The 11981-nt window shown below is 42.0% G+C and carries 12 protein-coding genes; 7 read left to right on the forward strand and 5 right to left on the reverse strand.

Annotated features, from left to right (window positions below):
- Positions 1–44 precede the first annotated feature (44 nt).
- The gene (locus tag CWC28_RS01315; protein ID WP_063706703.1) at positions 45–521 is read right to left on the reverse strand and encodes a DUF4234 domain-containing protein; all 477 of its coding nucleotides are present in this window, start codon (positions 519–521) and stop codon (positions 45–47) included.
- Between the two features lie 221 nt (positions 522–742).
- Between CWC28_RS01315 and CWC28_RS01320 the strand changes: the two genes are divergently transcribed.
- Complete coding sequence (locus CWC28_RS01320) at positions 743–937, forward strand: hypothetical protein (protein WP_138624605.1); 195 nt, start codon at positions 743–745, stop codon at positions 935–937.
- Here the strand turns inward: CWC28_RS01320 and CWC28_RS01325 are convergent.
- Positions 934–3048: a sensor domain-containing protein gene (locus tag CWC28_RS01325; protein ID WP_420820060.1), complete on the reverse strand. Its 2115-nt coding sequence runs from the start codon at positions 3046–3048 to the stop codon at positions 934–936. The genes CWC28_RS01320 and CWC28_RS01325 overlap by 4 nt on opposite strands.
- Positions 3049–3224: 176 nt before the next feature.
- Entirely contained in the window at positions 3225–5945 is a 2721-nt protein-coding gene (locus CWC28_RS01330) for an insulinase family protein (RefSeq protein WP_138624606.1), read from the reverse strand.
- A gap of 195 nt (positions 5946–6140) precedes the next feature.
- Between CWC28_RS01330 and sixA the strand changes: the two genes are divergently transcribed.
- From sixA to CWC28_RS01350, 4 genes are read left to right on the forward strand one after another with little or no spacing between them, the layout of a single operon-like run.
- Complete coding sequence (gene sixA / locus CWC28_RS01335; RefSeq protein WP_063706710.1) at positions 6141–6617, forward strand: phosphohistidine phosphatase SixA; 477 nt, start codon at positions 6141–6143, stop codon at positions 6615–6617.
- Positions 6618–6667: 50 nt separating this feature from the next.
- On the forward strand, positions 6668–7018 hold the full coding sequence (locus CWC28_RS01340; RefSeq protein ID WP_054562122.1) for a RidA family protein: 351 nt from the start codon (positions 6668–6670) through the stop codon (positions 7016–7018).
- Positions 7002–7478, forward strand: coding sequence for an ASCH domain-containing protein (locus tag CWC28_RS01345; protein WP_063706712.1), 477 nt, complete (start codon positions 7002–7004; stop codon positions 7476–7478). The genes CWC28_RS01340 and CWC28_RS01345 overlap by 17 nt, the downstream gene beginning before the upstream one ends.
- A complete protein-coding gene (locus CWC28_RS01350; RefSeq protein ID WP_063706714.1) occupies positions 7475–8209 on the forward strand; it encodes an SDR family oxidoreductase in 735 nt (244 codons plus the stop codon). The genes CWC28_RS01345 and CWC28_RS01350 overlap by 4 nt, the downstream gene beginning before the upstream one ends.
- A gap of 2 nt (positions 8210–8211) precedes the next feature.
- Here CWC28_RS01350 and CWC28_RS01355 read toward each other — a convergent pair whose 3' ends face one another.
- Positions 8212–9132, reverse strand: a complete 921-nt coding sequence (locus tag CWC28_RS01355; protein ID WP_138624607.1) for an AEC family transporter — start codon at positions 9130–9132, stop codon at positions 8212–8214.
- Positions 9133–9156: 24 nt separating this feature from the next.
- Positions 9157–9714: an endonuclease SmrB gene (smrB, locus tag CWC28_RS01360; protein WP_054553197.1), complete on the reverse strand. Its 558-nt coding sequence runs from the start codon at positions 9712–9714 to the stop codon at positions 9157–9159.
- A gap of 101 nt (positions 9715–9815) precedes the next feature.
- Here smrB and prmB point away from each other — a divergent pair, with 101 nt between their 5' ends.
- Entirely contained in the window at positions 9816–10751 is a 936-nt protein-coding gene (prmB, locus tag CWC28_RS01365) for a 50S ribosomal protein L3 N(5)-glutamine methyltransferase (protein WP_063706718.1), read from the forward strand.
- Between the two features lie 65 nt (positions 10752–10816).
- Positions 10817–11914, forward strand: a complete 1098-nt coding sequence (gene aroC, locus CWC28_RS01370; RefSeq protein WP_138624608.1) for a chorismate synthase — start codon at positions 10817–10819, stop codon at positions 11912–11914.
- The last annotated feature ends 67 nt before the right edge of the window (positions 11915–11981 follow it).

Below are 11981 nucleotides of genomic sequence, written 5' to 3' on the forward strand. Positions count from 1 at the left end.
AAAGGCATTGAACTCAATGCCTTTTTTAATAAATAACGAAACGATTATTTTTGATTATCAATAGCTTCGTTGATTTTGTATTGGAAATAAATAACGTTAAAGAAAAACGTTAAAATACCACCTAAATGAACTGGTTCATTGCTGCCTTCATTAATCAACTCTTTAATTGATGTACGAAGAGAGAAAACTAATACAATCCCAACAACAAAAGAAGCCAGCGAAACAAGCGCAGATAAACCTTCTGGAATAGATGTGAATGCTAAACCAATGTTAATTGCGTAGAGGGCAACATAGCCATAAACTAGGTTTTGACTTACCTTATGTTTAGCTAGCGTATTTGCTTGATTGGTCCGGCTTACTAGCCAGTATACGGCGTAAATACCAAATGTGAAAAGGCATAAAAAGAACACGCCCCAAGCAGAGAAGCGGTCAAAGTTTAAAATAGGTCTATTACCGCTGGTATTTTGCTGAGTAAGCTCAGCTTCTGGTGCTTCATAAATGTTAGCTGATTCTTCAGACATAACGATTCCTCATAATTATTTTTGTATATTCCTTTGTGCAAATTGCACGTACCGATAATAGCAGTGAGCTTGGTTTTTGTACATCATTTCAACAGCCTAGAAAGTAAGGCCAAGTAGCATCAAGGTCAGTATAAATAAGCCTTATAGAGGGTATAGCATGAGTGAAGTTTTAAAGCTTGCTGAAATTATGTACACTGCCGCTGATTTTAATGAGGTGCTGTGTGTTATTTGTTATTTTGAGCTGTGTATTTATTTTGGTGATGTATCTTGAGTCTCTGTCTAAAGGGATGCCTGTAAAGCGCTGGATGCTGTTAGGTGGAGTGCTTGGGCCTGTCGCTTGGTGTTTGTTTAACGTGCATTACCGACGCGCATTTGTGCGCCATGTTGGCCGACAATCGTGTGGTTGGCGACCTTAAGCTTTTACAGTTTTTAGAAGACTTGGTGCAGATTTATCGAGTTGCTTTTGTAAGAATGCGGTAAATTCAGGTTGAGATAACGGTTTAGAATAATAATAACCTTGGACTGTTTGACACTTTAACTGCTCTAACATAACGACCTGATCAGCTTGCTCAACCCCTTCTGCAACCACATGTAAATCAAGGTTATGAGCAATGGTCACAATTGAGTCGACCATATTACGACCACGTTCTGATTGCATGTCGTCAATAAAGGCTTTATCAACTTTCAAGGTATTTAGTGGGAACTGTTTTAGATAGGCTAATGAAGAGTAACCCGTACCAAAGTCATCCATTGCAAGGTGAATACCACGAGCACTGAGTGAGCGCATGACTGCAATTGCTTCGTTCGGATCGTCCATAACCGTACCTTCAGTGATCTCAAGCTCAAGGAAGTAAGAGGGCAGTTCATTTTTTTGCAAAATTACATCAATACGAGTGGTTAAATCAGGTAAGCTAAACTGCTTGGCCGATAAGTTTACTGCCACACGACCGCTGAATAAACCTTGATCTATCCACGCCTTTACATCGCGACACGCTTTGTTTAAAACCACTTCACCAATTTCGATTATTTGCCCAGTTTCTTCAGCGATAGGAATAAACACACCAGGGCTTATGACGCCTTTTTTCGGAGTAATAAAGCGCACAAGTGCTTCCATACCATCTAGCTTACCAGTACGAATATTCATCTTCGGTTGGTAATACACCTCAAAGTGATCTTCTTTTAGACCGTAACGCATCAAGTTTTCGATTTGTAAGCGTTTAACCGCTTCACGGTTCATGGTGTCGTTGAAAAACAGGTAGCTATTACCTTTTTTCTTGGCGTGATACATGGCTGTATCCGCATTCTTAAGTAATAGTTCTGGGGTATTACCATCTTCAGGGAACAGTACAATCCCGACACTCGAGGTGATCACCAGTTCGTGACCCGCCATATTGAAAGGCGTGGCAATTGCAGCTAAAAAGAGTTTAGCCATTCGAGTGATAGTATGAATATCGTTGGTGCCCGACATTACCAGCGCAAACTCATCACCGCCTAGGCGATAAAACACATCTTTTTCGCGGGTTAACTTATTCAAACGCATCGCAAGCTTAGACAATAAGCTATCACCAAGTTGGTGACCCAGTGAGTCGTTAATCTTTTTAAAGTTATCTAGGTCAAACACTAACAAAGCGTGATGGTTATCTTGTTTAGCAAGCTTTTTCAGGTTAGTGAAAAACAAATTTCGGTTCGGTAAGCCCGTTGTGCGGTCGCGATTAGATAAGTTATGTAATTGTGATTCGGCTTTTTTTCGTTCTGTTTGATCTGAAAACACCACCACATAGTTACAAATTTGGTTGTGCTCATTTTTGATTTCATCAATTGAAATTTCAATCGGTAACAACTGTCTTTTTGCATTGCGAAGTTTTACCTCTTGTTGCCAATGCTCCGTCGCTTTTACGGTGGCTTTAATTTCATCCACATAGCTTTGGTCATAACCATTTAAGGTAAAATCTTTCTTTAAATATTGTTCGCGGCTGCCACCAAACAAAGTCAAAAAGCTCGGGTTTAAGTCAACCAGCTTGAAGTTTTTATCGTAAATGGCGATGGCGTCAGTTAACGACTCAACGCATTTTGCAAACAGGTTTAAACGTGCTTCAGTTGATTTAAGCTGAGAAATATCTCGCACTGTACCTGTCATACGTAAAGGGTTTAGGTTTGCATCTTTTTCGATGATCTTGCCGCGATCCAGTACCCAGTGCCAGCGATCAAAACTGTCTTTTATACGGTAGCTCGCTTCAAAGAATGCGGTGTGTTCAGCAAAGTGTTTTTTTAGCGCTGTTTCGACGTGTTGTAAATCGTGAGGGTGAATCAATTCGCGGTTAGGGGGAAAGCCACTGCTGCTGTTTGTATCTGAGGTGTATTTATCATTTATTCGCAGCACTTCACCGGTTTTAATATTCCAATCCCAAAGTGTGTCACCACTGCCTTCTACGGTACTTTTTAAGCGATGTTCTGAAATTCGAAGTTGCTGACGTGAGCGTTTTAATTTAAAAATGACAAATAATAGGTACGGCAATAACAGCATCATGATAGCGCTTGGAATAAGCAGCAATGTGCTCTGTTCCAGCTCTATAGGGCTGGCGGATGCTGAAAAAATCCCAGCCATACTTATTGTTAAAAAAGCAGAAATCATTTTTATTATTTTTGTCATTAATGCATTACCGTAATTCGCACCAATTAATCTAATCTAAGCCCGCGTCCGAGTCAAAGAGAATGCGAAGAAAGGGTTGCTTTTGGCTGTTTTTTGGCCTTTGGCTCACTTAAAAGTTCTATTCTTGGTCGGTTATCGCTAAATGTCTCGGTAATATACTGCTGCATTTGAGTAAGGCTTAACTTATCAAGCGCCTCTAAAAGCTGCTGTTGCATATTAAATTCAGTATCGCGATTACCAATTGCTAACCATAAACGTTGCGAGCGCAGGCGTAAATTTTTATCTTTTTCAGCAATGTGTGTGACAAGACCCGCTTTGGCATCGAGCCATTGTTGTTCAGTAATACTGTTTATTTGCGAGACATAATTGCTAATAAATAGCTGATGACGTTTCAGTATCTCATCTGCACTATGCTTAGGTGACTGCACATAAAAAGCGATACCTGCACGGGTATTAAATGGGGCATAGCCCGCACCAACCAAATAGCCAAGCTGTTGTTTGGTTCTTAACTCATTAAAGTAGTCTTGATTTATCAAATGATTTAGTACCATCATTTGGACTTTTTCAGTGGTGTCATCGGTGCGTGCTTGGTAGTAGAGCACCATCGCATGATCGCTGCAATTTAACGTAAAACGCTGCTGCTCAACATCGGTAATATCATTGAGTGGTCGCGTTAAATCAATAATCGTGGTGCTGCCAGCTAAGTGTTCAGTCACTTGCTTTTGAAACTTAATAGCATCACTGCGCTGCCAGTTACCATGTAAAAAAGACTCAACATGCAAAGCTTTAAAAAACTCATTTCTAAAGCAATTAAACTGATGGAAACTGGTATCTTTTAAAGCTTGCGCTAAGGCATTCGGCTCTGGGTTCCACGGCATGATTTGCGCACCCAAAATACTAAATAACTCACTGACGGGTTTATTTTGATTGCTGTTTCGCCAGTGTCTCACAAGCTGCTTTTTATACTCAGCAAAGCGTTTTGCACAGATCTCAACATTAAAGAGCGCATCCAGTAATTCATTAACGAGCTCTAACTGACTCGATGAAAGGCCCGCAGTGTGTAGGGTTAAGCCGCCTTGGTGCGAGGTTAAATGATAACTAAGGCCTGCCAATTCTGCCGGATAAAATTGCTCAGCTACACTGTCCATAAACAGGTCGGCAAACAAGCGGGTAAGCGCCATGTGTTTAACATCTTTAATCGCAAAGGTTGAGTCCATTGCTAAGTAAAAGTGTCCTTTAGCCACCCGAAAAGTCGCATCTTGTTTGAACCAAAAATCAAAGCCCTCTCTTTTGACTAATAATTCTGGTTCATTGGTTGGCTCATCTAATGGCAGTAGTTCAACATCTTTAGTGAGATAGGGGTTGGCACTAGGCAAGCACATCTGTGGTAATGGTGTGTTTATTTCACTGAGTGCTTCAAGCCAACTTGTTGAGATATCTTCTACTTTATAGGGGGTATTGTACCAAGCGGTGGTGTGCTCTGGTTCAACACCTGGATGGATTAGTACCAAGCGCATGTTGTCAGGCGTGAGCCATTGCATGGCAATTTCGTGGGCGCAGCGATTAAAGCCTTCCATTAAATAATCGCCTTGCACATAGTTGGCTTCATCGTAATGCTGCATATTAATGCTTAAGTTACTCACCCAATCAATTAAGCGCGCTTTTTCTTGGTTATCGAAGGCGATTTGTAATAGGTTCTTTTTATCTTGATAAAGACGCGGCAATTTATCGCAGTTTTGGTTGATTAAGCAGATATACTCAAACACCATTTCGACGATATCTTCATAGTATTCAATACCTTCATCAGTTAACGCCATGCTGATATTAAAATCTTTGAAGTTACTACCATTAATACCGCCACCTGCTGACAGAGCATTGATCCAACCTTGCTCTTTTAAAATAGAATATAGCGACCCTTTGCCTTCGTAGCCGAGTAAGTGGGCAATAAAACTAACGGTTTTGTGACGATAAAAGTCATCAATATTTGGCATCGCAAAGCTAATAATGAGCTTTTGCATATGTTTATGAGGTTCAATGTGTAACACCTTACCTAAGTCTTGTTTACGGTAAAGTGGCTGCTCTATGATCTCTTTACTTTTAGGCTGCCCTTTTATTTCGCTAAAAAATTGTTTTACCCAAGTTGTCATGGTTGCAATATCTTCATTGCTACAGATCACCAGTGTCATCCACTGAGCCTGATAATGACTATCGAAAAAAGCGCGTAGCTCATCACTGATGCAACCTTCACGATCCGCAAGAGTTTGCTGATTACCGACCGAAAACTTTGCAAAAGGGTGAGCTGGGTTCACAGTTTCTTTGTGAGCCTGATAAATACGTCGGCCATCATCTTTTATTTTTAGCTTAAATTCTGCATCTATAGCATTACGCTCTTTACTGGTTTCTTTAGGATTTAATAGGGGGGCAATAAAAAAGCGGCTAAATTGCGCCAGTGCTTCAGCAAACTGTTGGTTGTTAATATCAAAGAAGTAGCAAGAGTGCTCTGTGCCAGTCCACGCGTTGGTATTGCCACCAGACTGTGATACAAAATTGGAAAATCCGCCCGATTCTGGGTACAAATCAGTGCCTAAAAAAAGCATGTGTTCCAAAAAGTGCGCGAGACCTTGTCTATCAAGGGGATCGTCGAAATGGCCTGCATTGATTGCCATAGAAGCCGCTGATTTTGTTGACTCTAAGTCTTGCACTAAAAGTACTTTTAGACCATTGTCCAGTGTTAGGGGCTGATATGTTCTGTTATCATTGCGGCTGATATTCAAAAGATGCTCCTGAAAGAATGCGTTAATGTCTTAACAACAGATGATATTTTCAGGAAAGCTAAAAAAGACAGAGCTACGAAAATCTACCTGAATATCATAAGCGGATGTTTAATGTATCTAGTGATGATATTCTAATATAGCGAACAATCAAGCAAACTGGCTACTGTTTTATATTCTTTAATCGGTTGATTTTTTATGAAAACAATCTTAATCATGCGCCATGGCGAAGCTACGCCAATGCAAGCAGATGATGCAGCAAGACAACTGACCGAGACCGGTCACCAAGAAGCCAGTAGAATGGGGCAGTGGTTAGCAACACACCATAAACCTGACGCTTTGTTGGTAAGTCCTTACATTCGTGCACAACAGACTGCTGCCGATGCGACACAACATATTTCGTTACAATTTAATGAAACCTGTAGCGATATTACCCCTGATGGTGTTCCGCAAGTTGCTGCTGATTATCTTGAAACGCTGATTGCTATGCATCCACAGTGCAACACCTGGTTAGTCGTTGCCCATATGCCCATTGTTAGTTACTTAGTTGATCAGTTAAGTCCTGGTCATATGCCAATTTTCAATACTGGTGCGGTTGCTGTTATCGAATATGATGAACATAAACAGCGCAGTCACTACCTCAGTATTCACTCGCCAAATAACGTCGAAATATAACAGTGGATTTGCTAAATTAGCGCCACTGTTAATTTTTTTAAGTTCTTACTATGACAATCGAACGTTTACAAACCGGTGCGCGTATGAGCCGCATCGTTAAGCATAACGGCACTGTATACCTATGCGGCCAAGTTTGTGCTGATGCTGAAAAAGATATCACCGAACAAACTCAAACCATGTTAGACAAGGTCGAAGCGCTACTTATTGAAGCGGGTAGTAGCAAAGAGCACATGCTAAGCGCCACAATTTACCTGAAAAGCATGGAATACTTTGCACAAATGAACGCTGTTTGGGATGCATGGGTACCACAGGGTCATGCACCTGCTCGCGCTTGTGTTGAGGCCAAAATGGCGCGCGATGCGCTATTAGTTGAGATTTCTGTCGTTGCAGCCGTTAAGTAACGAGCAGCGTATAGCGCAAATGATTGCTCGCTTTAATGAGCAATCAGGGCGCGAAGTGAGTGAACTGCCAAGTTGGCATTTTTGCGACAATGAGCAAGATGCCAATGACTGCGCATTATTGGTTTTAAATGGTGTAAAACAAGCAACAACCCCTTCACTTTATTGGTTTAAAGCCAATAATGAAGCCCTTCCTGAAGTTGGTGATTTAGCCATTTTTACCAATTGGCAGGGACAGCCACTCGGCATAATTGAAACCGTCTCTGTAACTATTACCCCATATAATCAAATAAGCGCCGATTACGCCGCATTAGAAGGCGAGGGCGACAAAAGCCTTGAGTACTGGCAGCGTGTGCATTGGGATTATTATCAGCGAGAGCTCGCAGGTACAGGCTATCATTGTCACCCTGAGATGCCGTTGGTGTGTGAGCAGTTTAAGTTAGTTTTCAAGGAGTCAGAATGAGCACGAATCCTGTGGTTCTTATTACCGGAGGCGGCCGCGGTATAGGCGCAGCGACAGCAAAGCTGTTTGCTAAACATGGCTATGATGTGTGTATTAATTATAAGTCAGATCAAGCAAGTGCAGAGCAAGTCGCTGATAAGTTAAAAGCCTATGGCGTGAATGCGTATTCGTTGCAAGCTGATATTGCCGATGAGCAGCAAGTGCTCGCCATGTTCGCTAAATTAGATGCTAAGGTTTCGCGGTTAGATGTATTAGTTAATAACGCAGCGATGATGATGCCGCAAATGCCGTTATTAGAGATGGATGCTAAGCGTATCAACGCTATTTTAAGTTGTAATGTTACTGGCGCCTTTCTGTGTGCGCGAGAAGCAATAAAGCGTATGGACAAAGGTAGTATTGTCAATGTTTCATCGGGTGCGTCGCGAACAGGCTCGCCAAATGAATATTTAGATTATGCCGCATCCAAAGGAGCGCTTGATACTTTCACGATTGGCCTTGCCAAAGAAGTCGCGAGTAAAGGTATTCGGGTAAACGCGGTAAGGCCAGGCCTTATTTATACCGATATGCACCGTGATGGCGGTGAAGCAAACCGAGTTGATAGGTTAAAATCTAAGTTACCGCTAGGGCGAGGTGGTGAAGCTGACGAGGTCGCTTCAGCAATTTATTTTTTGGCAAGTGAGCAAGCCTCATTCACAACGGGCAGTTTTATCGATGTATCTGGTGGCTTATAAAACTAAAGTAAAATACTTAACCAAATACTAAAGCTCACCACACTCAATACTGTTGAAAGCACGACGCTACTTGCCAGTGTCGCTTGGTGTTGCTTAATTTGATTGGCGATTAGATAAGCGTTGACCCCTAAAGGAGAGGCGCTTAAAAGTACTAACACGTTCAGTAATGTTTGCTCTAGGTGGAATACGCTGCCTGCAAAAAAGTAGACCCCGCACGGGAACACAACAAGCTTGATGATGGTTGCGATGATTGAGGCTTGTAAGTTGTCGGCCACTTTATAAAACGCAAGGTTCGCCCCTAATACAAAAAGCGCACAGGCAATGGCAGGTTTGGCAAGTAGACTCAGGCCATTTGCCAAATCATCAAAAAGTGTAAAGCCAAGTAGGTTAACAGCCAAGCCGCTACTGATACTTAACACGACTGGATTCAGCAGCATGTTTTTAGCAAATGCTTGCCAAGAGAATGTTTGCTGCGACTTCGCACTGAGCAAAAAGGTAAGGGTAAACAAAAGTGCGCTATGAAAAGTAATGATCATAAACACAATGCCAACCATCTGTTGCCCAAGTGCAGCAATAATAATAGGCAAACCTACCAGTACCGTATTTGAGTAACTACTGCCAAGAGCAAATACAGCATGACGTGACGGCGCAGAGTGCTTGCTAATGAGATAGCGGTCAATCACATAGCCCAGGGCGTAAATGGCCAATACTGGGATGTAAAAGCTCAAAAAACCTGCAATAGACACACTATTTTGTAAATCGGCTTGGGCCATATTTAAAAATAGAAAAGCAGGTACACTGATGTAAAAAGTAAACTTACTTAGCCCAGCTATATTCTCTTTCGATAAAAACGTACTTCGCGAGCTGATGTAACCACTTAATACGATAAAAATCAGTGGAAAGATAATCGAAAAAATATGCACTTTAGGCCTTATGACAAGAAGACGTTAGCGTCTGAACTCATCACTTTGTGGAAGATTAATTAAAATAAGTACCGCACCTTTACCACCAAATTCAAGAGGTGCTTGGTGCATCGCAATCACATCAGGGTGTTGCACTAAATATTGCGGTACCTTGTGTTTAAGTATGCGCTCACCAATGCCATGCACAACACAAGCGCAATAGTAATGCTGTTTTTTACACTCATGAATTAAACCTGCTAGCTCATCTTTGGCTAATTCTTTATTTAAGCCATGTAAATCAAGAGTTAACTCAGGTGGGTAATCTCCACGGCGAAGTTGCTTTGCTAAAAAGCTATCGTGACCTGGTTTGACATAACTTACAGTGCCATGAGTGTCGATGTCTGGTACATATTCATCAGAAAAGAAAAATTCTGCCTGATGTTGCTTTTTTTGCTGGGAAAATTGCTTCGCTTGTGACACTTTAGGCTTATTGGTGAATCGAATTGTGTCTTGTTTAAATGCTTTGGCACCACTGATACTCTGACGAAATAAGTCAATATCGTCAGTGCTGATGTGGTTGTTGGCGTGGGGATCTTTTTTCATGGCGGCAGTCTAAACAAAAAAACGCTAAAAATCGAGTAAAAACCAACTGAAAAGACGGTACAATACGCGTCAGAACAGACTTTGAAAGTTAAGGAACATACATGAACCATTTCCAGATTGAAGACGCAATTTTAGACGAGGCAATTGCAGAACTTTCAACGTTGCATGATTGGTTACGTTGGACAACCAGTCAATTTGCCAGCAGTGGTATTTTCTTTGGGCACGGCACAGATAATGCGTGGGATGAAGCAGTTAGCTTATTGTTACCCGCATTAAGTTTGCCAATCGATGCGCCAAAAGAGCTAATGCATGCGCGTTTAACCAGCACCGAGAAAAACCGTTTAGCTGAACTAATTGCAGAGCGTATTAATGATTGTACGCCAGTACCGTACCTGACCAACACCGCGTGGTTTGCAGGTATGCCGTTTTATGTTGATGAGCGCGTGTTAATTCCACGTTCGCCATTTGCTGAGCTAATTAACAATCGCTTTGCACCTTGGTTAGAAGAACCAAGCTCAGTAACGCGCATTCTTGATTTATGCACTGGCTCTGCATGTATTGCTATTGCACTTGCACAAGCATTTGAAGATGCACAGGTTGATGCGGTTGATATTTCATATGAAGCGCTCGAAGTTGCAGATATTAATATTAGCGATTACATGCTAAATGACCGTGTACTGCCAATTCAATCAGATGTGTTTAGTGGTGTTCCGGGTCAAAAATATGACCTGATCGTAGCTAACCCACCGTATGTTGACGCTGAAGATATGGCTGATTTACCTCGTGAATTCCATCACGAGCCAGAGCTTGGTTTAGCATCGGGTCATGATGGTCTTGATGTTACTCGCACCATCCTAGCTGAAGCTGCAGAGCATCTAACTGATAACGGTTTGTTATTTGTCGAAGTTGGTAACTCTATGGTACATATGGAAGAGCTGTACCCAGGCGCACCATTTGAATGGATTGAATTCGAACAAGGTGGCCTTGGTGTTTTTGTGATCAGCAAACAGCAGCTTGTTAACTATTTCGAAGATTAACAGCAGATTTTAAAAGCCGAGCCTGAGGGCTCGGTCTCAGTAGTCATTAGGAATGAGGAAAATTAATGGCAGGTAATAGCATCGGGCAACTATTTAAAGTGTCCACCTTTGGTGAGAGCCACGGCGTTGCATTAGGCGGCGTTGTTGATGGCACACCAGCAGGTCTTGAAATTAGCGAGGCCGATTTACAAATTGATTTAGACCGTCGTAAGCCGGGGCAAAGTCGTTATACAACACAGCGCCGCGAAAGTGACGAAGTAAAAATTCTTTCTGGTGTTTTCGAAGGTAAAACCACAGGTACTAGCATAGGTTTACTGATTGAAAACACCGATCAACGTTCAAAAGATTACGGCAAAATTGCCGATGTATTTCGCCCCGGTCATGGTGATTATACCTATTGGCATAAGTACGGTATTCGTGATTACCGAGGTGGTGGTCGCTCTTCTGCCCGTGAAACGGCGATTCGTGTAGCGGCAGGTGCAATTGCAAAAAAATACCTAAAACAATTTCACGGTATTGAAGTGCGTGCTTGTTTGAGCCAACTTGGGCCAATTAAAGCAGAAGACTACAACTGGGATGAAGTAGAAAATAATGCATTTTTCTTCCCGGATCCGAGTAAATTAGATGCGCTTGATGAATATATGCGCGACCTAAAAAAACAAGGTGATTCGGTAGGCGCTAAAGTTAAAGTGGTTGCTAAAAATGTGCCTGTTGGTCTCGGTGAGCCAGTATTTGATCGCCTAGATGCAGAGCTTGCACACTCATTAATGAGCATTAATGCGGTAAAAGGCGTTGAGATTGGTGACGGCTTTGATGTGGTTGAGCAAAAAGGCTCTGAGCACCGTGATGAGTTAACTCCTGATGGTTTTACATCAAATCACGCGGGCGGTGTACTTGCGGGTATCTCGACAGGGCAAGATATCATTGCCTCTATCGCACTTAAGCCAACTTCAAGCATTACCATACCGGGTAACAGCATTAATACCCGCAACGAAGCGGTAGAGATGATCACCAAAGGACGTCATGACCCATGTGTGGGCATTCGTGCAATTCCTATTGCTGAGGCGATGATGGCGATTACTTTAATGGATCACTTATTGCGCCAACGTGGTCAAAACCCACATGTAAGCCACGAACATGGACCAATCAAAGGTTCTATTTAAGTGCAGTCTTAAATAAAGTAAACGCAGTTAATAAGCGCGATGATTATCATCGCGCTTTTTTATGCCT

The sequence above is a fragment of the Pseudoalteromonas sp. S4492 genome (assembly GCF_005886115.1).
GTDB classification, from domain to species: domain Bacteria; phylum Pseudomonadota; class Gammaproteobacteria; order Enterobacterales; family Alteromonadaceae; genus Pseudoalteromonas; species Pseudoalteromonas gelatinilytica.

Bases quoted from the DNA above. Each gene is read 5' to 3' on its own strand.
- CWC28_RS01315 (WP_063706703.1), bottom strand. From the start codon at position 521: ATGTCTGAAGAATCAGCTAACATTTATGAAGCACCAGAAGCTGAGCTT.
- CWC28_RS01325 (WP_420820060.1), bottom strand. From the start codon at position 3,048: ATGATGCTGTTATTGCCGTACCTATTATTTGTCATTTTTAAATTAAAA.
- sixA (WP_063706710.1), top strand. From the start codon at position 6,141: ATGAAAACAATCTTAATCATGCGCCATGGCGAAGCTACGCCAATGCAA.
- CWC28_RS01340 (WP_054562122.1), top strand. From the start codon at position 6,668: ATGACAATCGAACGTTTACAAACCGGTGCGCGTATGAGCCGCATCGTT.
- CWC28_RS01350 (WP_063706714.1), top strand. From the start codon at position 7,475: ATGAGCACGAATCCTGTGGTTCTTATTACCGGAGGCGGCCGCGGTATA.
- smrB (WP_054553197.1), bottom strand. From the start codon at position 9,714: ATGAAAAAAGATCCCCACGCCAACAACCACATCAGCACTGACGATATT.
- prmB (WP_063706718.1), top strand. From the start codon at position 9,816: ATGAACCATTTCCAGATTGAAGACGCAATTTTAGACGAGGCAATTGCA.
- aroC (WP_138624608.1), top strand. From the start codon at position 10,817: ATGGCAGGTAATAGCATCGGGCAACTATTTAAAGTGTCCACCTTTGGT.